Source organism: Halobacteriovorax sp. RT-2-4 (assembly GCF_047085445.1).
Taxonomy (GTDB): Bacteria; Bdellovibrionota; Bacteriovoracia; order Bacteriovoracales; family Bacteriovoracaceae; genus Halobacteriovorax_A.
In genome coordinates this window covers 1064629-1087049 of the sequence record NZ_JBKIXY010000002.1, presented here as the reverse complement: position 1 = coordinate 1087049, position 22421 = coordinate 1064629, and the positions used below count along the sequence as shown (strand labels likewise).

The 22421-nt window shown below is 35.7% G+C and carries 24 protein-coding genes; 19 read left to right on the top strand and 5 right to left on the bottom strand.

Annotation, left to right across the window (positions count from 1 at the left end; translation table 11 throughout):
• Window positions 1-173: 173 nt before the first annotated feature.
• The 15 genes from ACMAYL_RS15695 to ACMAYL_RS15625 all read left to right on the top strand — a co-directional run bounded on the left by ACMAYL_RS15695 (window position 174) and on the right by ACMAYL_RS15625 (window position 14936).
• Window positions 174-2615, top strand: coding sequence for a DNA translocase FtsK (locus tag ACMAYL_RS15695; RefSeq protein WP_103217578.1), 2442 nt, complete (start codon window positions 174-176; stop codon window positions 2613-2615).
• A 185-nt stretch (window positions 2616-2800) separates the two neighbouring features.
• Complete coding sequence (rpsB, locus tag ACMAYL_RS15690; RefSeq protein WP_103217579.1) at window positions 2801-3580, top strand: 30S ribosomal protein S2; 780 nt, start codon at window positions 2801-2803, stop codon at window positions 3578-3580.
• A gap of 26 nt (window positions 3581-3606) precedes the next feature.
• Window positions 3607-4491, top strand: coding sequence for a translation elongation factor Ts (gene tsf, locus ACMAYL_RS15685; protein ID WP_103217580.1), 885 nt, complete (start codon window positions 3607-3609; stop codon window positions 4489-4491).
• Between the two features lie 78 nt (window positions 4492-4569).
• Window positions 4570-5277: a UMP kinase gene (gene pyrH / locus ACMAYL_RS15680; RefSeq protein WP_021268728.1), complete on the top strand. Its 708-nt coding sequence runs from the start codon at window positions 4570-4572 to the stop codon at window positions 5275-5277.
• A gap of 17 nt (window positions 5278-5294) precedes the next feature.
• Complete coding sequence (gene frr / locus ACMAYL_RS15675) at window positions 5295-5852, top strand: ribosome recycling factor (RefSeq protein WP_103217581.1); 558 nt, start codon at window positions 5295-5297, stop codon at window positions 5850-5852.
• An 18-nt stretch (window positions 5853-5870) separates the two neighbouring features.
• Window positions 5871-6623 carry a polyprenyl diphosphate synthase gene (uppS, locus tag ACMAYL_RS15670; RefSeq protein ID WP_103217989.1) on the top strand — a complete coding sequence of 251 codons (753 nt, stop codon included), beginning with the start codon at window positions 5871-5873 and terminating at the stop codon, window positions 6621-6623.
• 11 nt (window positions 6624-6634) lie between these two features.
• A complete protein-coding gene (locus ACMAYL_RS15665) occupies window positions 6635-7453 on the top strand; it encodes a phosphatidate cytidylyltransferase (RefSeq protein ID WP_103217582.1) in 819 nt (272 codons plus the stop codon).
• A gap of 8 nt (window positions 7454-7461) precedes the next feature.
• Window positions 7462-9012 carry an RIP metalloprotease RseP gene (gene rseP / locus ACMAYL_RS15660; protein ID WP_103217583.1) on the top strand — a complete coding sequence of 517 codons (1551 nt, stop codon included), beginning with the start codon at window positions 7462-7464 and terminating at the stop codon, window positions 9010-9012.
• Window positions 9012-9608 carry a hypothetical protein gene (locus ACMAYL_RS15655; protein ID WP_412471321.1) on the top strand — a complete coding sequence of 199 codons (597 nt, stop codon included), beginning with the start codon at window positions 9012-9014 and terminating at the stop codon, window positions 9606-9608. Before rseP ends, ACMAYL_RS15655 begins: the two co-directional genes overlap by 1 nt.
• A 177-nt stretch (window positions 9609-9785) precedes the next feature.
• Window positions 9786-10232 (top strand): hypothetical protein, encoded by a 447-nt coding sequence (locus ACMAYL_RS15650; protein WP_412463466.1) that lies wholly within the window; start codon window positions 9786-9788, stop codon window positions 10230-10232.
• Window positions 10233-10243: 11 nt separating this feature from the next.
• The gene (pssA, locus tag ACMAYL_RS15645) at window positions 10244-11005 is read left to right on the top strand and encodes a CDP-diacylglycerol--serine O-phosphatidyltransferase (protein ID WP_103217586.1); all 762 of its coding nucleotides are present in this window, start codon (window positions 10244-10246) and stop codon (window positions 11003-11005) included.
• A complete protein-coding gene (locus ACMAYL_RS15640; RefSeq protein WP_412463465.1) occupies window positions 10986-11960 on the top strand; it encodes a hypothetical protein in 975 nt (324 codons plus the stop codon). Before pssA ends, ACMAYL_RS15640 begins: the two co-directional genes overlap by 20 nt.
• Window positions 11947-12711, top strand: coding sequence for a tRNA pseudouridine(38-40) synthase TruA (gene truA, locus ACMAYL_RS15635; protein ID WP_412470411.1), 765 nt, complete (start codon window positions 11947-11949; stop codon window positions 12709-12711). Before ACMAYL_RS15640 ends, truA begins: the two co-directional genes overlap by 14 nt.
• Window positions 12712-12814: 103 nt before the next feature.
• A complete protein-coding gene (gene tig, locus ACMAYL_RS15630) occupies window positions 12815-14095 on the top strand; it encodes a trigger factor (RefSeq protein WP_103217589.1) in 1281 nt (426 codons plus the stop codon).
• Between the two features lie 94 nt (window positions 14096-14189).
• On the top strand, window positions 14190-14936 hold the full coding sequence (locus ACMAYL_RS15625) for a hypothetical protein (RefSeq protein ID WP_412470410.1): 747 nt from the start codon (window positions 14190-14192) through the stop codon (window positions 14934-14936).
• 31 nt (window positions 14937-14967) lie between these two features.
• On the opposite strand, the gene ACMAYL_RS15620 is transcribed toward ACMAYL_RS15625, so the two are convergent.
• From ACMAYL_RS15620 to hisC, 5 genes are all read right to left on the bottom strand, one after another.
• Window positions 14968-15627, bottom strand: a complete 660-nt coding sequence (locus tag ACMAYL_RS15620) for a hypothetical protein (RefSeq protein ID WP_103217591.1) — start codon at window positions 15625-15627, stop codon at window positions 14968-14970.
• Window positions 15628-15760: 133 nt separating this feature from the next.
• Window positions 15761-16390, bottom strand: coding sequence for a flavin reductase family protein (locus ACMAYL_RS15615; RefSeq protein WP_392993628.1), 630 nt, complete (start codon window positions 16388-16390; stop codon window positions 15761-15763).
• Window positions 16391-16392: 2 nt separating this feature from the next.
• Window positions 16393-17499, bottom strand: a complete 1107-nt coding sequence (locus ACMAYL_RS15610; RefSeq protein ID WP_412470408.1) for a homogentisate 1,2-dioxygenase — start codon at window positions 17497-17499, stop codon at window positions 16393-16395.
• A complete protein-coding gene (locus ACMAYL_RS15605; RefSeq protein ID WP_103217593.1) occupies window positions 17499-18503 on the bottom strand; it encodes a fumarylacetoacetate hydrolase family protein in 1005 nt (334 codons plus the stop codon). The genes ACMAYL_RS15610 and ACMAYL_RS15605 overlap by 1 nt, the downstream gene beginning before the upstream one ends.
• Window positions 18500-19633 carry a histidinol-phosphate transaminase gene (gene hisC / locus ACMAYL_RS15600; RefSeq protein ID WP_103217594.1) on the bottom strand — a complete coding sequence of 378 codons (1134 nt, stop codon included), beginning with the start codon at window positions 19631-19633 and terminating at the stop codon, window positions 18500-18502. The genes ACMAYL_RS15605 and hisC overlap by 4 nt, the downstream gene beginning before the upstream one ends.
• A gap of 126 nt (window positions 19634-19759) precedes the next feature.
• On the opposite strand from hisC, the gene ACMAYL_RS15595 reads away from it, so the two are divergent.
• The 4 genes from ACMAYL_RS15595 to ACMAYL_RS15580 are packed head-to-tail and all read left to right on the top strand — an operon-like array spanning window position 19760 to window position 22412.
• A complete protein-coding gene (locus ACMAYL_RS15595; RefSeq protein ID WP_103217595.1) occupies window positions 19760-20164 on the top strand; it encodes a DUF309 domain-containing protein in 405 nt (134 codons plus the stop codon).
• Window positions 20165-20175: 11 nt separating this feature from the next.
• Window positions 20176-20916: an EI24 domain-containing protein gene (locus ACMAYL_RS15590; protein ID WP_103217596.1), complete on the top strand. Its 741-nt coding sequence runs from the start codon at window positions 20176-20178 to the stop codon at window positions 20914-20916.
• A complete protein-coding gene (locus ACMAYL_RS15585) occupies window positions 20891-21823 on the top strand; it encodes a hypothetical protein (RefSeq protein ID WP_412463463.1) in 933 nt (310 codons plus the stop codon). Before ACMAYL_RS15590 ends, ACMAYL_RS15585 begins: the two co-directional genes overlap by 26 nt.
• A gap of 52 nt (window positions 21824-21875) precedes the next feature.
• Window positions 21876-22412, top strand: a complete 537-nt coding sequence (locus ACMAYL_RS15580; RefSeq protein WP_103217598.1) for a GNAT family N-acetyltransferase — start codon at window positions 21876-21878, stop codon at window positions 22410-22412.
• Window positions 22413-22421 lie beyond the last annotated feature (9 nt).

Sequence of the window (22421 nt, the reverse complement as noted above, 5' to 3'; positions counted from 1 at the left end):
AGGGTCACTTGGTGTGAGACTAGGAAGATGCACCTTCTATATAAAAAGCCAGATCTTAGGATCTGGCTTTTTTTATTTGTGGCCGTAAAATTCTTAATTCACTAATTCATGCTTAAATAAGGCTTTTCGGCCTTTTCTTTTGCCTTTACTATCATTTCATATACAATAGTAATATGAAGAAAAATATCCTTAAAACTCAACTAGTTACCCTGTTTATCTTAACATTATTTTCATTTGTTTCTTTTTACTTTGGAAATGATCTACCGGATAACTACTTTACGATTACATCTAATAATTCAGGAAATATTCTTAGCTATTATTTTTTCTCATTGGTTAAGTTTGGCTCTTACTTTAGTGGGCCTTGGATTTTGATTCCTTTCTTCGTTTTTGCTCTATGCCATACATTTATATATGACAGAAGAGAGTATATGGTGGATATCCTCAATTTTTTCCCATTACTTTTCTTTGCTGGAAGTATTTCATTTTTTCTATTTCAAGATGCTCTTGGAATTGGACTACAGTATATTTTCAAAAATTCATTTACTTCGCTTTGGTTAGGTATTTATAGCGGTGTCGCTTTTGGATTATTTCTTTTGGGTACTTTTAGAGGTGGATTTAAAGAGAGTATCATTAAAGTATTTAATTTTACTAAGGCCGCTCCTAAGAAAGTGGTTCAGGCCAAGCAAGCTCTCATTGCTCCATTTGAGAAGAAGAAACCTGTTGCGCAAATTGAGCATGATAATAGTCTACGAAAAAGAATGGATAGCATTCTAAAAGACGATAATAAAGATAAGGATGAGACTAAGAAAGAGGGATCTTTATTTGCTTCTCTCAATAAAATTAAACCACAAAATATCTTAAAGTCTAAGACTGTTGTTGAAGAGAAAACTGACAATATTGAACAAGATGATGAGGATATTGAAGAAGCAGTAATTAAGCCACAAATTATGAGACCTTCATTTGATGAATCAAATACAGTCGTTCGTACAGCTCCTGATGTTGAAGAAGAAGATCCTAGTGAGGATGTTGATAGTAATACTCCTAGAGAGCCGCAAGTTAAGAAGATTCTTGTAACTGCTCCGCTTAATCGTATGGCAGATACTTCTAGTGATAACCAATATTTTAATATTGTTGATACTGCTACAGAGGCTACGATTGAGAAGGTTTCGAATGAGCCTGATAAGGCATATTTTGAGCAAATTATTACACTTCTTGAATCTAAGCTTACTGAGTTTAAGATTGAGGGTGAAATTGTTAACGTTTTAAAAGGTCCTGTTGTTGATACTTTTGAATTTAGACCAGGGGCCGGTGTTAAGGTTTCTAAGATTGCAGGATTAGCTGATGATTTATCCTTAGCACTCTATGGAGCACCTATTCGTGTTGTTCCTGCAATGATGGGGAAAGATACTGTCGGTGTTGAAGTCCCAAGAAATCCTCGTGATATCATATATTTAGATGAAGTTTTAAGTTCTAAAGAGTTCCAAAATGCTAAATATTCTCTGCCTATTGCGATGGGGAAGAATGCTTTTGGTGAATCTTTTGTTATCGATTTAGCTACTTGTCCACACATGCTTGTAGCAGGTGCTACAGGTGCAGGTAAGTCGGTATTTATTAATTCACTTCTTGTATCACTTCTTGTTAAGAAGTCTCCTAAGAAGATGAAATTAATTCTTATTGACCCTAAACAACTTGAAATGGCCCTGTATGCTAAACTTCCACACTTATTAATGCCTGTTGTAACTGATGCAAAAACTGCTTCAATTGCGCTTTTATGGGCATGTCAGGAAATGGATCGTCGTTACGGAATTCTTGCTGAATTTGGTGTTAGAAATATTTCTGGATTCAATGAAAAACTCAAGAGAGCAACTCCAGAAATGCTTGCTAAGATTCACCATCACTATGAAGATACAACGGCCGAAGATTACGAATTACCATATATCGTTATTATTGTAGACGAGTTTGCTGACCTGGTACTTACTAAGGCCGGTAAAGAAATTGAAAATAATATCGCACGTATTGCAGCTAAAGCACGTGCCGCAGGAATTCACTTAGTTCTAGCAACTCAAAGACCTTCTGTTGATGTTATTACTGGTGTTATCAAGTCTAACTTCCCAACTCGTGTTGCCTTTAGAGTATCTTCAAGAACTGACTCAAGTACTATTCTTGATAAAATTGGGGCTGAGAGACTTCTTGGGAAAGGGGATATGCTTTACAAACACGGTATTAATACTCAGCGTGTTCACTCTTCATATGTAGATGAAGTAGAAATCGAAGCCTTAACTCAAAAACTTGAAGCGCTTGAATCAGGATTCGATGAAAAAGCAATGGAATTTCTTGAGAATGGTGGTGAAGTTGAAACAGATGAATACTCTTATGGTTCACATATCACACCTGCATCTTCATCAAGTTCAGGTGATTCTCTTTATGATGAAGCTGTTAAAGTCGTAATGGAATCTCGCTCGGCGTCAGCTTCTATGCTGCAAAGAAGATTGAGAATTGGTTACAATAGAGCAGCAAATCTTATTGAAGAACTTGAAAAGCGCGGGGTAGTAGGACCTGCTCAGGGTGCTAAGCCGCGTCGCGTTCTTGTTGATGGAAGTTCACCAACTCTATAATTCAAAAGGCCCTTTCTTTCGGTAAGTTAGGGCCAATAATTCCTCTAAAAATATTACAAAAAAATATTGAATCCATAGTGTCATCGTGTTAAAAATGCACCATCGCAATATCGCGAAATAAACTACTGCTCGAAGGTTGGTCCGTTCGGTTCGAGTTAGTGTAATTAACCAACTTAGGAGTTCGTATGTCAGAATTAAACATTAATGATCTTTTAAAAGCAGGTGCACACTTTGGTCACCAGACTCACAAGTGGAACCCAAAAATGAAGCCATATGTATTTGGTGAGAGAAACGGTATCTACATTGTTGACCTTGCTAAAACAATTCCATTAGCAAAAAAAGCTTATGACTTCCTTAAGAAAACTTCTTCTGAAGGTAAGCCAATTCTTTTCGTAGCTACAAAAAGACAAGCTTCAGAAACTGTTAAGAATGCTGCTGCATCTTGTGGTGCATACTACGTAACTAACAGATGGCTAGGTGGGATGCTTACAAACTACAAAACAATCAACCTTTCAATCGATAAACTAAGAAAAGTTGAAAAGATGAAAGAAACAGGTGACTTCGAGTTACTAACTAAGAAAGAAAGAATCAAAGTTGGTAAAGAAGTTGAAAAGCTAGAGAAAAACCTTGGTGGTATCAAGGATATGAGAAAGCTTCCAGGTGCTCTTGTTGTTGTTGATCCAAACAATGAAAGAATTGCTGTAAAAGAAGCTAACAAGCTAGGTATTCCTGTTGTTGCAATCGTTGATACTAACTGTGATCCAGAAGGTGTTGACTACGTTGTTCCAGGTAACGACGATGCAATCAAATCGATCACTCTATTCTCTGATTACTTTGCAGGTGCAATTGCATCAAATGCTGGTAAATCTAAGTCTGCTGGTAACCAAGTTACTGATAAGGCACTAGAAGAAGAAATTCTTTCTAAGTATGAGAACGACATCGATTTAGCTGGTGAAGAAGAATAATTAATAAATAATTAGCGAGGTAAAAAATGGCTATTACGGCAAGTGCTGTTAAGGAATTAAGAGAAAAAACTGGTGCAGGAATGATGGACTGTAAAAAAGCTCTATCAGAGACTAACGGTGATGTGGAAGCGGCAATCGATTTCCTAAGAACTAAAGGTCTTGCAACTGCTGCTAAGAAAGCAAGCCGTGTTGCTGCTGAAGGTACTGTCGTATCTCTAGTAGAAGGGAACGCAGGTGTTATTCTTGAAGTTAACTGTGAAACTGACTTTGTTGCTAAAGGTGATGATTTCCAAGGTTTCGCTAATACAGTTGCTGCATGGACTCTTTCAAATAAGCCAGCTTCTATTGAAGAACTTAAAGAAGCTAAGAACTCTGAATCAACTGAACTTACTATGAAATGTGGTGAGAAAATCGACCTAAGAAGATTTGCTGCAGTTGAAACTACAGGTGTTCTTGGATCGTATAACCACGGTGGAAAAATCGGTGTTCTAGTTGATCTAGCTACTGATAAAGCTGATGCTCCAGAAGTTGCGGAACTTGCAAAAGATATCGCAATGCACGTTGCAGCTGCTGCACCTTCTTTCTTAACTGCTGATGATATCGATGAAGATTACAAAAAGCGTGAAGAAGAAGTTTACCGTGCTCAACTTAAAGAAGAAGGTAAACCTGAAAACATGATCGATCAGATCGTTAAAGGTAAACTTGGTAAGCTAGCAAAAGAAGTATGTCTTCTTGAGCAAGTTTTCATCAAGAACCCAGACTTTACTATCAAGAAGCTTGTTGCTGATGTAGCTGGTAAAGTTGGTGGTGACATTACTGTAACTGCTTTCCACAAAATCAATCTTGGAGAAGGGATTGAGAAGAAAGAAGACAACTTAGCGGAAGAAGTTGCTAAGATGACTCAACAGTAAAATTAATTACTAAATACGAGAAAGGGCTTTTTTAAGCCCTTTTTTTTTGCAATTACAGTGTAGTGTTATTGGGGATTTATGAAATATAAAAGAATTTTATTAAAACTTTCTGGTGAGGCCTTAGCTGGTGAAGCTGGTTATGGTGTAACTCACGATGTTCTTAACCAAATTTCAGAAGAGGTTAAAGAGCTAGTCGCAATGGGTGTTGAAGTTGCGATCGTTGTTGGTGGTGGTAATATTCACCGTGGTGTAGCAGGTGCTACAAGAGGTATGGACCGTACTTCTTCAGATCATATGGGTATGTTGGCGACTGTCATAAATGCGCTTGCTATGCAGGATTCTCTTGAGCAAAAAGGTGTATTTACGAGAGTAATGTCGGCTATTAATATGCAAGAAGTTTGTGAACCTTATATCAGACGTCGCGCAGAGAGACACCTTGAGAAGAAACGTGTTGTTATCTTTGCAGCAGGTACTGGTAATCCTTACTTCACAACAGATACAGCGGCAGCTTTAAGAGCAAATGAAATTGACGCACAGGTAATTTTTAAAGCAACAAAAGTTGACGGAATCTATGATAAAGATCCAATGAAATATGATGACGCAGTTAAGTTTGATCAATTAAAATATATCGACGTATTAAATAAAGGAATTAAAGTAATGGATTCTGCAGCTATCTCACTTTGTATGGATAATGAGATGGAAATTGTGGTATTTAATATGTTTGAAAAAGGTAATATTGCTAAGGCCGTAGCTGGTGAAAGCATTGGAACTAAAGTTATTAAATAATTTATAAGAGGTATATTATGATTAATGAAATTAAATCATCATTAGAAACTGGTATGTCAAAATCAATTGATTCTTTAAAGCATCAATTAACAAAAATCAGAACTGGTCGTGCATCAGCTTCTGTTTTAGATGGTATAACTGTTGATTACTATGGTTCTCCAACTCCTGTTAATCAAGTTGGACAAATTTCAACTCCAGAAGCAAGACTTCTTCAGATTCAACCATTTGATAAAACACTTATCAGTGAAATTGAAAAATCAATTATCAATGCTAACTTAGGTCTAAACCCATCAAACGATGGTAATCTAATTAGAATTGCTTTCCCTGCACTAACTGAGCAAACAAGAAAAGAGCAGGTAAAAGAAATTAAAAAAATTGGTGAAGATAGTAAGATTGCAATTCGTAACGTACGTCGTGATGGAAATGAACTTGTGAAAAAAGCTGAAAAAGCAAAAGAAATTTCTGAAGATGATTCTAAGAAATTTCAAACTGAAATTCAGACTGTAACTGATAAGTATACTAAACAAGTTGATGAAATCATTGCTGCTAAAGAGAAAGAGCTTCTTACTCTTTAATCTTTATTTGAATTAATGATGAACTTTCAAACTTCTAAATTAAAACATGTTGCAATTATAATGGATGGCAATGGGCGCTGGGCACAGAACCGCGCCCATCGTCGTGTATGGGGACATGTGCGTGGAAGTTCTGTTGTTAGTGATGTCGTAGAAAAAGCTGACGACATGGGGATTAAGGCCCTAACACTTTATGCATTCTCTACTGAGAATTGGGGCCGCCCACCTTCTGAAATTAGAACTCTTTTTCTTCTTTTAAAGAAGTTCCTTATTAAAGAAAGAACGAGAGTTTTAAAAAATAATATTAAATTTAATATTATTGGTGATATTTCAAAACTTCCTAAAGATACAATTGAAATTATTAATCGACTAAAAGAAGAGTCGAAAGATAATACAGGATTAAAATTAACTTTTGCTTTTGGCTATGGTGGACGTGCAGAAATTATAAGTGCGGTAAATAAGCTAATTGCTGAAGATATTGAAGTGACTGAGGAGAATATCTCTCAAGCTCTTCATGCCCCTGAGTTAGGTGATGTCGACCTAATGATTAGAACTGGGGGAGATCAAAGAATCTCAAACTTTCTATTATGGCAGATTGCATATGGTGAGCTGTATTTTACAGAAACAATGTGGCCAAATTTCACAAGTAAAGAATTTGAAAATATTATTTATGAAGTTGAAAAACGTGAAAGACGTTTTGGACAAGTTTCTGAGACTGAATCGCTTGCTGCTTCTAAAAATAAGATTAGAAAGAATATTAGATTAATAAATTAAACGGATTTAAAATGACAAATACTCAAAAAAGAGTCCTATCTGCCATTGTAATGATAGGTATCGTCGCATTAGCATATTCTATTGGAGTCATTGGTATTGAAGCATTACTTATCGTTGTAAGTGCTGCTTGCTTTTATGAATTTGCTAAAAACTTTCTGTCCCTTAAAGTTACAGGGATTTTCACACTGATTAATTTTGTTTTCTTACTTGGAATCCAATTCTGGGCGATGAACAATCCTCATGTTTTTGAAGGTTTTTTAATTCCTTCTATTGGCTGTCTTTTAAATCTTGTTCTAATTGGTTACTTGTTCGTTTCTCCTATGGAGTCGATGAATTTTGTTAATTTACTTAAACGAGTTACTATCTTGAGTATGGTGATGTTTTTGATCCCATTTCTTAATCTTCATTCACTTCTTAATCGAAGCAACTGGCAAGCTCTTGTAATTATTCTATTAGTTTTTAACTTTGGGATGGATACGGGCGCATGGTTCTTTGGTAAGAACTTCGGAAAAACGAAATTGTGGGCGGCCGTAAGCCCTAATAAAACAGTTGAGGGCCTAATTGGAGGTGCTGCAACATCAGGATTATTAGGAACTTTAGTTTGGTATTATTTAATAGGCGATTTTGCGGTAAAATATATACTGATCTTTTTTATTTTAGGTATTTTGAGTCAGGTCGGGGATTTGATTCAGTCTAAATTGAAAAGACAAATAGGTGTAAAGGATAGCTCGAATTTAATTCCTGGACACGGAGGAGTTTACGATCGAATCGATAGTCTTCTTTTTGTCATTCCGTTTTACACACTATTGTTGAGTTATAAAATTTTATAAGGGTTAGTATGTTAGAGAAAATAGTTATATTTATTTTATTTTTAGGGCCACTAGTATTTTTTCATGAATTAGGACACTTCTTATTTGCCAGACTTTTTGGAGTAAGAGTTGAAGTTTTTTCAATTGGCTTTGGTCCAAAATTATTTAGATGGAAAAAAGGTGATACAGAGTACGCAATCTCACTAATTCCACTTGGTGGTTACGTTAAGATGTTTGGGGATGACCCATTCAATAAAGATGGTATCTCTGAAGAAGAAAAGAAGTTCTCTTTTATTCATAAGAAGAAATGGCAAAGATTTTGGATCGTATTCGGTGGTCCACTTGCTAACTTCATCCTTGCTTTCTTTATTTTCTTTGCCCTTTTCCTGACAGGTGAAAAAGTTCCAGAAATTAAAATTGGAAATGTAGCGAAAGAAACTCGCTTTTATAAATTAGGTTTTAGAAGTGGTGATATTGTAAATAAAGTAAACGAGCATCTAGTTACTTCTCCTAGCGATATCGTTCTGGAGAGTGATGGGCATATTAGCTCACTAACAGTTGTTCGCCTTGGGAAGAAAGAAGTTGTGAAGGTTGATATGAAACCTGAGCAATTTTTTGAAGAGATGGTTAATTATCCACCTTTCTTACTACTTCCTATCGTCAAATCAGCAGATGGAAATCTGTTTATTGTTTCAAAAGGGAAGGGGCCAAATATTGATTACAGCCTAGAGGAATTAGCAGTTGAGGGTGGTCACTTAGATATTTATCCGATTAAGTCTATTGATAATGAAACTAGTCAGCCAATTTTCGATAAAGATGCTAAACCTGTTACTCACTTAGATGTAACAAATGGTCTTAAGCATGCCCTATTTACTAATAACTATTTCCCAATGGACTTAGTTGTTAAAAGTGTTCAAATGAAGTCTCCTGCAGATAAGGCAGGTCTTTTGGCCGGTGATATTATCACTACGGTCAATGGAAAAGAGGTTAATTCATTTGATGAACTTAGAGGTGAGATTCAGGAAAACGAAGGTCAAGCTTCACTGAAAGTTATCAGAAAAGGTGAGATTAAAGAATTTAATATCACACCTGATGTTAGAACTGAAAATGGAGTGACTGTTAAGCTAATCGGTGTTTACAGCAACGGTATTTATGCTGCCGGGAAGTATGTTACAACTGAACCGATGAATTTCTTTAAGGCAATTCCAAGAAGCTTTTATCGTACTTGGGATGGAGTTGTTAAAACATTTGAAGGCTTTAAAAAGCTAATCACGGCAGAGGTTTCTCTAAAGAATATTGGTGGGCCACTTACAATTGGAAAAGTTGCTTCTGATTCTTTTAATACTTCAATCTCTTATTTTTTCCAGTTGATGGCGCTGATCTCTATCAACCTTGGTGTTATTAATCTTTTCCCAATTCCAGTATTAGATGGTGGGCATATTGTTTTTCTTATTTTAGAAGCGATTAACGGTGGACCACTTTCAAGAAGAAAGTTAGAAATTGCTCAGCAATTTGGACTCTCGATCTTATTACTATTAATGATTGGTGCATTATTTAACGATTTTACGCGATTCTTCTAATGATTTACTTATTTATAGATACATCACATCTTCTGCACTTTGGAATTCTTGATGAGAACTTCTCTTGGATAGAAGATGTTGTTGTTGAAACTAAGAAGACCTCTGAGGTTCTTCATGAAAATATTCACGCTCTGCTTTCAAAGAACGGTTTTGATATAAGTCATATTAAAGGTCTTATCTCAATTGCTGGCCCAGGATCTTATACTGGAATGAGGGTCGGGGAAGGCCTTGCTCAAATTTTTGAGTTAGATGATATTGAAGTTTACTCTTTTTACAGTTCAGATATTCCAAGTATTCTTGGAGAGAATTCAACTCATTGGATGTTCCCTGCTTTTAAAAAAGAGTATTATATTCGTACAAATGATATTGAAAAGCTTCTGACACAAGAAGAATTTGAAGCGTTTTGCTCGGGTATTGTGGATAAGTCGCTTTTATATACTCATGGAGAAAATGAGCTTTCTGATCGCTGCGAAGGGGATACAAGAGAAGTTCTTCGTAAGAATCCTGCCTCAATCTTTGCTAAAGTTGTAAGTGAGAAAATGAGACAGAGGCCATACTATTTTCGACCTCTTCACGTCGAATTTAAAAAGTCTTAGTATGACATGTCAGTTGAATATTGATAAATTATTAAAGTGAAAATATTTTATCTATCAAAGTCCACAATCAACTTTATTATAGTAGTAGCATTTCTATTATTACTATTATTCGGCTTTTATTTATTCTTATTTTTCTTTGTTATTGTAGGATTATTTCTTTTCTTATTTAGAAGAAAATTGAGCTCATTCAAAGAAGACCAAGTTACAACTCGTGGCTCTATCTATGCGCCTGTAACAGGAAAGGTTATTGGTATTGATAAAATTTCTAATGACGTTTCAGAGTTATCAATAAGAATGGGACTATTGAGTGGATATGGGATATATTTACCAATTTCAGCGAGAGTAAATAACGTGATCTTCAAAGATAAAGACTTTGGAACAAAAGTTACGTTAGAAGACTCTAATGAGAGAAAGATTAGATTGTATTTTATAAATTCATTTTTTAAACGTGACCCAGAGTTAATTGTACTACCGGGAGACCTAGGAAGAAGGCAAGTTGATATTGGCTTTTATCCATTTGGTGCTACCGTCAAGATGCAAGTTGAAAACTCTGAACTCCTCGTGGCCGTTAATGAAAAGGTTAGGGGTGGAGAAACGATAGTAGGTCGCTACTTAGAAGAATAAAAGGAATTCAAATGACTAGATATGACGGACAACCACATAAACTAACTTTTTTCTTACCTAATATATTTACTGCTTTAAATATGGGCTGCGGTTTCGCATCAATTATTATGGCCATGAAGGGAATGTTTTATCCTGCATGTATGATTCTACTATTAGGTGCAATTTTTGATAGTGTTGATGGGAGAGTTGCACGTTTGACAGGTACTCAGTCTCAATTTGGTGAACAATTTGATTCAATTAGTGATGTCATCTCTTTTGGGATGGCGCCGGCTTTAATTATCTATTTTAAGTTCTTTCAAAACTTAGGTCGTCCGGGAATGGTGATTTCATTCTTATATCTACTTTGTGGTGCTCTAAGACTTGCAAGATTTAATGCTAATATTAATAAGGTTCCATCTAATTATTTCCAAGGTCTTCCAATTCCAGGAGGAGCGCTTGCGATTATTGGATTTATAATGGTAACGCTGGAGTTTAACTTTGGTGAGTATCAAAGTTATTACGCTGCTGCATATGTAATTTTCTATTCCCTACTAATGATCTCAAATATTCCGTTTAATTCGTTTAAAAACTCGGATTACGTAAGAAAAAATCGCCGCAAGGTCCTTGCATTAATTCTTCTCATTCTAGTATTAATCCTTATTTACGAGCAACTAATGATTTTTGTGCTGATTACTGCCTATGTTGTTGGATGTTTAGTGTATAATATTTTTAATAAGGATACTAAAGTTGAACTATTCGACTGGGAAGAAAAAGATGAAGAAAGCGAGTCTTAAAAAACTCTTAATTTGTACATTATTAGTTGTTAGTGGGAAGAGTTTCTCTGTTGATTTTAATCAACCTCTACCTGGTGAGTTAGACTCATCAACTTCTCCTTATGAAAATGATAACGGTACAAGTGAAGAAGAAGATAAGAACTCATTTCCAAATGTTTTTGGTTCAACACCTCAGCAGTATACTGAAGAAGAGCTAAAAAATGCAGTAATGAACTCGCAAGATAAAGAGTGGCTAAAAACAGCTACTGATGAAGGTTCAATTCTGATAGACCCAAGTCCGAATTCATATGTTGAGTATAAAACAGAAGACTTATTAAGAGATATGTATCAGAAAGCTGATACTCAAATTGGCTTTACGTATATCTACGATACTTTTGACTACGCTGATAGCACGGGAACTTTTGAGTCGACTTTCCAAAGTGATGACTCAGCGGCTGACTCTGTTCAAGCAGGTTACTTAACATTTAACTATAGAAAATATTTTCAACGAAATATTGTCTCTACTTTCTTTCAAGGAAATCTTGGAGTTTCATTCAACTCTGGAAAAGGAAAGTTTGGAGACGGCTCTCTTTCTCGTACAACGTTTAACCTATGGCTATTTCCAATTGATTTAAACCTTGGGGCAAAATTAAATTTTGGAAAGAAAGTATCAATAACAGCACAAGGTGGAGCTGTGGTTGCTCCAATATGGCAAAACAGAGATGACCGTGAGCAAGGCGATGATGATAAAGATATTCGCCAAGTAGGTTATGGTTATAATGCTTCTGCTTCAATTGATTTTTCAATTTATAATATCTTCCCAAACTTTGGAATGGATCTTAAAAAGTTCAGTGATGTTAGTGATATGAGCATTAGCCTCATGGCCAAAACCATGGATATTTCAGGATTTAAAAGAGAAGACTTTAGCGTAAGTGGAATGTCTTTTGGGATAGGTTTCAACTTTGAGTATCTATAAAGTTACTTTTTCATACGATGGAACTAATTACTTTGGTTGGCAAAAACAAATTGGCCAACAAAGTATTCAAGGTGAGATCGAAAGAGTTTTAAAGCAAATTTCAAAATCGGATGAGTTACAAGTTGTAGGTTGCGGAAGAACAGATACAGGTGTTCACGCTGTCTATCAAGTTACTCGTATAACTCTTGCTATTGATATTGATCCAAAAGCTTTAATGCGTGCATTAAATAGTCAGTTACCAGAGGAAATTAGAGTTATTGACTCCGAGTTTGCCCCTGAAGATTTTCAACCAGTATTCAATTCAAAGAGTAAGACATATCGCTATGTATTTTCTCTTAAAAGAGAATCAAATCCGTTTTTGAAAAACTATGTGACCTATCTAGGAAAGCAACTGAGCCTCGATAAGTTAAATGAAGCTTGCCAGCTTTTTATTGGTGAGCATAACTTCGAAGGCTTTTCCACAAAAGGTACTCCCGTAAAGTCGACAGTTAGAAGAGTGACTAGTTGCGCAATACGAGAGAGTCAAATGAGCTATGGTCCAGGCTTACAAGAAGATGTCCTGATCTTAGAAATCACAGGTAATGGGTTTCTAAAGCAGATGGTTCGTCTGATCGTTTCAAGTATTTGGTCGTACGCTCAAGGCAAGATTTCAAAAGAAGTTATTGTGAAACAATTGACTGAGCCAAGTACTGAAAAGGTCGCTCCGACCGCACCGCCACAGGGCCTATTTTTGGTTAAGGTTGAGTATTAGGCCAATTGAAACCCCTTATATTCATTGACTTTTTGCCATATTCTAGCTAATTTCGGCTATTCATAATGTTAATATTGTCGCATAGCGAAGTGAGGATTTATTCATGACTTATAAAGTAGAACAAGTTAATGACTGCACAAAAAAATTATCTTTTTCATTCGAAAACTTAGATCTAACTGAACAAATTACTGTTGCTCTTAAAGAGAAACAAAAATCAGTTTCAATCAAAGGTTTCAGAAAAGGTAAAGCGCCAATCGCTATGGTTGAGAAACTATACCGTCCACAGGTTGAAGGTGATGCTCTAAATCGTTTCGTTCAAAAGGAATTATTTGAAGCAATTAATAAAGAAGATCTTAAAGTAGTTGGATACCCTAACTTTGAAAATATGGATTACAAAGATGGAAAGTCTGTATCATTTGATGCAGTAGTTGAAATCTTCCCAACTGTTGAGCTTAAAGATTACTCAAAGCTTTCTTTCACAAAAGATGCTGTTGAAGTAACTGAAGAAGATGTTGAAAAAGTACGTAAGAACTACCTAGCTCCAAGAGCAGAAATGGTAGAAGCTGCTGAAGGTACAGCACTAGCTAATGGACTATTCGCAGTTATGAACTTCGAAGGTGAAAAAGCTGATGGTGAAAAACCAGAAAATATGAAAGGTGAAGAGTACCTTCTAGAGATCGGTTCTGGACAATTTATTCCAGGTTTCGAAGATCAAATGGTTGGTATGAAAGCAGGTGAAAAGAAAACTTTAGAAGTTACTTTTCCATCTGAGTACCACGTAGAAGAGCTTAAAGAAGCAAATGTTAAGTTCCACGTTGAACTTCTAGAAATTAAAGAAAGAAAACTTCCAGATTTTACTGACGAAGTAGCTAAAGAATTAGGATTTGAATCAGTTGAAGATTTCAAAGTAAAAACAAAAGAAAACCTAACTAAGCAAAATGAAAGACAAGCAGCTGAAAAGTTAAACCAAGAAATTCTTGAAAAACTAATCTCTGAAAATAGCTTTGATGTTCCAACTACTATGGTTGCTCAACAAAAAGAACACCTAAAGAACGACCTTGCTAACAACCTTAAGCAACAAGGTTTCACTGAAGATATGCTAGGTGAGTACTTTGAGAAGTGGGCAGGTGACTTAGATGAAAAAGCTCTTTTCCAAGTTAAGTCTGGTCTAATCCTTGATCACCTTGCAAGCAAGTTTGAAGTTGAATCAACAGATGCTGACTTTGATGCAAAAATCGAAGAAAGTGCAAGCCTTTCAGGTCTAACTGCTGACCAAGTAAAAGAATTCTACACAAGAGATGAGCGTATGAAAGCAAACCTTATGTATGCTATCCGTGAAGAAAAAACTTTTGCAAAACTTCACTCAGAATTAAAAATTAAATAATACCTTTGGGCCCGCTTTTAGCGGGCCTTTTAGTTCCGTCTTCAAATTTTTATAAATTCTAATATAATTAATCATATTTATTATAGGAGAGTTTATGAAATATCTTAGTTTCTTATTTGTTTTATCTACCTTAGTAAGTTGTGCTCAACTTGATTACAATATTCCAACTTCTCGTATGGATGGACCTGAGACAACAGGTGGACTAGGACAATTTGATGTCGCAATAGGGGTCGCTAGTGGTTATGATGTTGATCTAGCAGAAGGCTATGATTTTATAATTAGCGGAACAACAACTGATGAGTCTGTAAGTGGACCTGAGCCATTACTTACCTTCAAAGGGAATGTTGGACTCTTGCCAAGACTAGATATTGGCCTACAAACTTATCCTGATACTTCTGACCTATTAAAAGTAAAATATCAATTTATTGGTGGAGATAGAAAGACAGTTGGTTTAAAGATGTCTGTGCAAGGAGAGTTTGGTTTTGGTTATCATGAAGATGGATCTTTAAATACTGATTCAACGGTATATACAACAGATCTAAAGGCCAAGTCTCTAGGAGCTTCGTTAAATATTGGTTACCGTGTGAATCCATCGATGCTATTTTACTTAAATACAGTATTTATGGAATATAAAGTTGATGGAGTTCTTAAAGATGGTGCGACGGTTTCTTATGATGGACAACAGTCTCCAGAAGTTATCTTAGTTCTCCCTGGAATACGATTTGATTTCGATAGTGCGTATGTTCAAGTGGAGACAGGCTATTCATTTTTAAACTCTTCTTATGAAGATAGAAATTCTGATGATTTCACATATGGTCTAAGTTTAGGTTATACGTTTTAAATAAAGAAAAAGCCGCTGAGAGCGGCTTTTTTTATTCTTGAATTTCATTCATTTCATATATTACGTCGTATTTCTTACCAGTAAAATCTGTCTTCACAATATTTTCACCTTCACAGAAAAAATTTGATGCAGATGCCTTGTATCTTTTCTTTGTATTTGCATCCATTGCATTTAAAGCTAGGTCTACTTTACGACATTCCTTATTTCCTACAATTACTTTTGATACACTTTCAATGTCCATATAGCTTGAACAATAGTAATCAAGGTGAGGAGCGTCTTTTTCAGAAGTTGTGCTGTTAAATCTAATACTATCTAAGTTAGATACACCTCTCATAAGAGTGCGACCAAACTTACTAATATCTTCATTTTTATCGTGGAACTGTTTATAGTCACCTTCAATAACATTAGAATAGAATTTTCCAGTAGCATAACCAGCTTTAATAAACTTTTTACCACTTTTGATTTGCTCTTGTTTTGCAACTCTTAGCATTTCAAAACATTTGTTAAAACTATATCTTTCAGCTTCTTTTACAGAGCCACTCCCTCCACCGCTTAAGATAGACGCCAGTCCATTTCTTAAGTTATTTGACTGAGATGGTGATAGGTTTAAATTCGCAGTTAGGTTATCAAATAGATCTGCTTGGGCCGTAGCGCTTGTCAGTAAAATAGCTGTAAGTAGTAGTCGTTTCATAGGTATTCCTCTTCTCATTTAAAGTGTGATCACAGGAATATTAACGAAAAATGCTGCTCAAATGGTCAAATTTGGAAAATTTACTAGGGGTGTATAGATAATACTCAAGCCCCTAAGGGCTTGAAATTATTAGTTATTTTTGGATTTGTGCCTTCATTAGGCGCTCGATTTGTACTCTGTGATCACAGACGATCCAGTCATTTCCAGCACCTCTACCCATTGGAGCATACTTGTCTTGGTCTATACGGCCTTGATCTAGAAGTTCGTCTTCAACATGAACTCTAACGACTTCACCTGTTACAAATGTTCCAGTTCCTGGCACATCACCGTAGCTTAAAGTATCTCTGAGTTTACATTCAAAATGGATTGGAGATTCTTTCATTCTCTTTGGTGTAACAACTTCAGAATCTAACTCTGTCAGCTTTGCGAAATCAAATTCAGATTCACCATGAGGTAGTTCAGTTGAACATAGATTTACTTTTTCATAATTATGTTGAGTTACAAAATTTACGACAAATTCTTTTTGACGAAGAATATTTTTAAGAGTGTCTTTTTGTTCCCCATCGCTTGAACGAATCATTGGAGTGAAGCCTATGATCATTGGATTTGCACTTACCACAGTAAAGAATGAGAAAGGTGCAATATTACTTGATCCATCTTCATTTACAGTTGAAACAACTGCAATCGGTCTTGGAACGACTGATCCTATTAGTAGTTTGTAGTTATCTTTAAAGTCTTGGTTTGTTGTATCAAAAATTGCCATAATTACATCCAGCTTTTCCAGTAGTCTTTGTTTTCATTTTCTTCAAACCATTTAGTTGGTTTTAAAGGATAGCGAGTATCAACCATGACAGCGTACTCATCCGTGTATAATTTGTCTTCACCTGCTTCAAAGGCTTTTGGGTGTGGCCCATGGTGAACACCTTGAGGGTGGAATGTTAAAGCACCTGCATCGATATTATCGCGAGAGAAGAAGTTTCCTTGGTGATAGAAAAGTACTTCGTCAAAATCAATATTTGAATGATAGAAAGGAACTTTTAAAACTTTATGTTTCTTATCTTCAAGAGGTCTTTCAACAAATGAGCAAACAACAAAGTTCTTTGCTACGAACGTTGTGTGTCCCGATGGAGGAACATGGTAGCGATGACTCATAATAGGGCAGATATCATAAATAGAAATCTTCCATGGGTAGACAGATCCCTTCCATCCTTTTGCAGTAAGTGGGTTAAATGGATAGGTGATTGTTGTAATCTCTCCAAGCCTTTTTACTCTAACTTTATACTCCGGCCAATCTTGATCAGAGCCCAGAGCTGCTTCTGGAGTGAACTTTGCTGTTTGGTCATAGAGAGCGTTAGGGCCTAGAAGTCCACGAGATGGTTCTTCAAATTCAGATCGAGATTCAACTTGAAAGAACTTGGCAGCTTGAGAGATTTTAATTGTATATGTTGTTCCACGAGGGATGACAATATAGTCACCTTTAACAAATGGAACATAACCATAGATTGTTTCAAAAGTACCGCTACCTTCGTGAACAAAGTAGAGCTCATCAAAGTCGGCATTTCTTAAGAAATAATCAAGTGACTTTGTTAAATGGCCAAGACTTAGTTCACAATCATTATTTGTTAGGATTGCACGAAAATCATCTTGTAGGTCTTTATGACTAAAAAGTGAAGGAAGATTTTTTGGTTTTAAATCACCCGAAATATCAGTCCAGTTAACTGGAGGTTGAGTATGATAGAGTTGACTTACACGACCAAAGAAACCATTACGTCCGTGTTCTTCTTCGTATAAACCTTCTGGAATATCAACATGAGCTTGCTTTGTGTATACACCACTTGCTTTAAAGCTTTCCATTTTATTATCCGTTGCCATTACTTAGTACCTCTTTTTGGTCCTATTTTATTAGTTAGCTTTCCAATACCTTCAACTTCAAGAGTGATTTCATCACCTGGTTTTAGCCAGCGATCGATCTCTAGACCACAACCAGTACCAACTGTTCCTGAACCGAAAAGATCCCCTGATAATACCCATTCATCTTGAGAGACGTGAGCTATCATTTGTGCCCAAGTATAGTGAGAATCACCAGAAAAACCTTCTGACCATTTTTCACCATTTACAGTTGCAGTCATTTTAAGATTTGGTTCTTTAAAATCAAACTCATCAAATGTTGTAATAACTGGTCCAATTACTGAACAGAAGTCTTTTCCTTTTGCAGGGCCTAGACGTACGGCCATTTCTTTCTTTTGAATATCACGAGCTGAAATATCATTTAGAATTGTGAATCCAAAAATGTGATCTTTTGCATCTTCTTCGCGAATATTGATACCATCTTTAGCAATGACCATTCCTAGCTCTAATTCGTAATCAAGAATGTTAGTGTAATGTGGCCATAAGACTTCTTGGTTGTGTCCAATAAATCCATGAGTCGGTCCTTTATAGTATGCAGGAATTTCATACCATGCTTCAGGAATTGCCTCGTTTCTTTTTTTGAATCCAGCCGCTACATGTTTTTCATGTGCATAGAAGTCGCGATAGTTAGGGATTTTATCTATTGGTGTTTTTAAATTAATTTCATCAGACTTAAATGCAATTGGAGTCCCATCTTTAAGAGTTAGATCTCCAACTTTTTCTAAGAATAAATATAGTCCGTAACATTCACCAAGAAAGTCGATAGGATCATCTTTTGTTTGAAGAATTTGTAAAAGGGAAGGAGGGCAAGTGTGATTTGCTCTTTGCCAAAAGTTAAAATATCCTTCTCTTTCATAGTCACATGCCCAAACGTTATTTGGATCAATAACTAGTCCATTATCTAATAAAATACCTAGTCTTGGTTCTGGACGATGAGTTCCATGATTTACATATTGGCAGATTTTCATGCTAAATCCTTTCTGAATCTTTTATTATATGCAGGAAGAATACGATCGAAAGCTTCATAGAAGTGATACATTTCATCCTTTGTTCCTATACTAATACGTACATATTCAGGCATTTCATTTGCAACTAGCTTTCTAATGATAACGCCTTCGTTTAAAAGTTCCTCAAACATGAAGTCACTAGCTTCACTACTTCCTGTTTTAAATGTAACAAAGTTTGTTACAGATTTAATTGGATTGAAGTCTCTATTAGTTAAGTATTCCATTAGTTCGTCATAACGCTTTCGATTATTTCTAAGCGTACGTTCAAGATGTGGACGATCTTCGAGAGCTCCAACGGCACCAAGTTGTCCGATAAGATTTGGCTCAAATGGAAGTTTTACTTTTGTTAAGTATCCAATAAGTTCCGGATGTCCAAAGCCATATCCAACTCGAATACCAGATAGGCCATAAGCTTTAGAAAAAGTTCTAAGAGTTAGAACATTATCATAGCGATAGTTCATAGAATCTGGATAATCATCTTGTTCTTGGGCAAATTCAAAATATGCTTCATCTAGAATAACAAGAACGTGAGAAGGAACGTACTTCATAAGGTAGTCGAACTCTTCTTTTGTAATATATGTACCTGTTGGATTATTTGGATTTGCAATATAGATAACTTTTGTCTTCTCAGTAATGTTATCTGCAAGAGCTTTTACATCAAAGCGATAATCTTTAGTAAGAGGAACTTTGTTAAGCTTTGCTCCAACACTTCGAGCTAGAATATAGAAACCAATGAACGTGTTGTCACAAGTTAAGACCTCATCTTCAGGCTTAAGAAATGCACGAGCAATATATGCCATGATTCCTTCAGATCCATTTCCTAAGATAATATTCTCAAGTTTAAGATCATACATTTCAGCTAGCTTAGACTTTAGTGCATAAGCATGCATATCTGGATAGCGATGTAGGTCCCAAAGACCACGAGTCATTTCACGAATTGCAAAAGGTGATGGCCCTAGTGGGTTTTCATTCGAAGCTAGTTTTGAAACTTTTGTCAGTCCCTTTTCTCTAACTACTTCATCAATTGGTTTACCGGCCTGGTATACTTGTAGCTTTTTTAAGTACTCTGGTACGAGATCTTTATGATGCATCACTCTTCCTGTTTCATATTTTAGTTAAATTAAATTTGAGAAATTCTATCGTTTTTATGGCCGATTGAATAGTTTTGGTCGTTGCATCATGTATATAGGGCCGAGATGAATTAGACTTACTGTATTATGAGTAATTATCACTTTGGACAATTTACAACTGAACACCTCGAGCTTATTCAAGAGGGACTTAACTTATTTAATACTGGTCATTACTGGATGTGTCATGAGGTTGTCGAAGACCTGTGGATGGATGCAATGGGAGACAATGCGCGTTATGTGTATTGGGTTGTTATTCAACTGGCCACTGCACTATATCATCATGAGGATGACAATCTTAATGGAGCAAGTGGGATGGTCAATAAGGCCAAAGGTAAAATTGACTTCATTGAAAAAAATCATGTGGAGTCGGATATAATGGATAGATACTTAGACTGGCAAAATTTAAAAAGTATTGTGAAGGCCATTCCGCAAAAGCCTACTTTAAATGACTTTTCAAAGTTAAAAACTTTTAAATTTCCAGTTCAAAATTAAATGGAGTAGTAATGATTGGAAAGCTTCCATATTTCTTTTTTCGTTCAATGAATATCTTAAAGGCAGATAAGAAAATTATTTTAATTGCACTTTGTCCGGTTCTAATTGGTTTCATCCTTTATTACTCTTTGGGACATTATGCCTTTAGCGAAGTTTCCGCTTGGGGGCATGGATATATAAATGAAAAGTACCCTGAGCAGGGTTGGGTGAGCACTGTATTTTCAGGAGTTCTCATTATTCTTTTAGGAGTAATTATTAACTGGACGTTCTTTATCGTTGTCTCAGTCATTGCTTCACCTTTTAATGATATGCTCAGTTCAAGAGTTGAGATGATTTATAAGCTTCAAAAAGAGAGCACTGATACTTTTACGCAAACGATGAAACGACTACCAAGTATTCTTATGAATGAATTAAAGAAGATTGGTGTTATTGTCGTTTTATCAATTATCAACATTGGTATAGGCTTCTTTTTTCCTCCAATCACATTTGTATTAGGGGGATTAATTCTCGCTATTTCATTTATTGATTATTCATGGTCAAGAAATAACCTAACTTTTGCAGAATGTGTTGGTGATATTAAGTCAGGCTTTCTACCTTATTTACTAGGTGGAGTTGGTTTTATGATTCTTATATCAATACCTTTACTAAACTTATTCTTTCTTCCTTTAGCTGTTGTGTTCTTCACAGTTATCTATTGTGAACTAAGAGTTAAGGAGATAGCTTCAAGTGAAGAAGTTCCTACTAAGGGTTAAGGGAGATGAAGCAGAAATAGCTTCAATCCTTCCTGTTGTAAATGCCATTATTAATGAGCACGAGGACAATCAAGTTGCAATTGTTTACACAGATGCAACTCAGATTGATGACTTCTGGTTACCTGAAAGGTGTTGGGCCTACTCAATTTCAAAGAAAGAAACTGAATCAATGTTTGCAGCACATAAGTTTGCAGCAAATTTACATGAAGTTTTTAATACTGATTACTATATTGATTATGTGAATGATATGTACTCTGCTGTTCTTGGCTTGGCCTTTAGGGCCAATGTAAAGATTGGTTTACAAGGTGGACCAAAGAGCTTTTTTTATCAAGTATCACTACCTGAATATAGCGGTGAATATTTAGATGAAAAGAAAATGAGTGCATTAAGGGCGGTAGAAGGAAACTTTAAGAATGCTAATATCGACCACGCTTTCACACATCAGAGAATTTCAAATATATTTATCTGTTATCCACATAAGTATGATGTTGAATTTGTTGAAAGAATGAATTTTCTTGCTGAATGTTTACCAACTTTAAAGCTTCATGGTTATATTCCAAGTGAATCAGTGGAAGGTTATGATGGGGTTAAGGTAAGTAAAAGAATTAGTTTATTTAGTGAATCACCAAATATACTTCGTCGTCGAATTGATGAATTTGATGCAGTTATAACCAAATCACTAGCAACAGCGCAAATGAGCCGTAACCGAGGACAATTGGCCTTACTCGTTGGAGACGAAGAGCTTACAATACCAGAATGGAAGCACATGCCGGAGACAATTGGTCGCCTATGTTTTAGTGGTTCTACATTACTCTCTTATGGTATCAGTGAGTTAATTCAGCTTAAAACTTTTCCGGATTTAGAAGACTATATAGTTAATTATCAGTCACTTAGACTTGTTCCATAGACGTAAAAATGCCTTATTTGCGAGGCCGCTCGATTGTTGCTAAAATAAATCTATGGTGGCCGCAAAAGATCTTACATTTGCACCTTTTGAAATCGTTTCAGTAGAAGTGGAAGATATAAAGTCGTTGGCCCGAATCTATGTGGATTGTTTTTGGGAAAATTACAAAGGCATTCTGTCTAAAGACTATCTCTATTCATTAAAGTATTCTGATATACAACAAAATTGGGAAAGAAAAATTCCTCGTCGTCCAACAGAAGGGGGAACATTTGTTTTCCATGCTCCTGATGGAGATGTTGTTGGCTTTATTGATTACGGACCTGCTCGTGAGCATGAACATGGTATCCCTGGTGAAATCTATGATTTTTATATTTTAAAGAAATATCAAAAAGCAGGAATGGGGCAAAAGCTATTTGATGCTGTCTTAAAAGATTTTAAAAATCGTGGCTACGATTGTTTCTATTTGTGTACTTTTAAAAACAATCCCTCAAAAGGTTTCTTTATAAAAAATGGTGGCAAGGTTTTAAAGGAGTCTCCATTTGAGTTTAATGGAGAGATTTACCAAGAAGAATATTTTTACTTTGATCTATAAAAAAAGGCC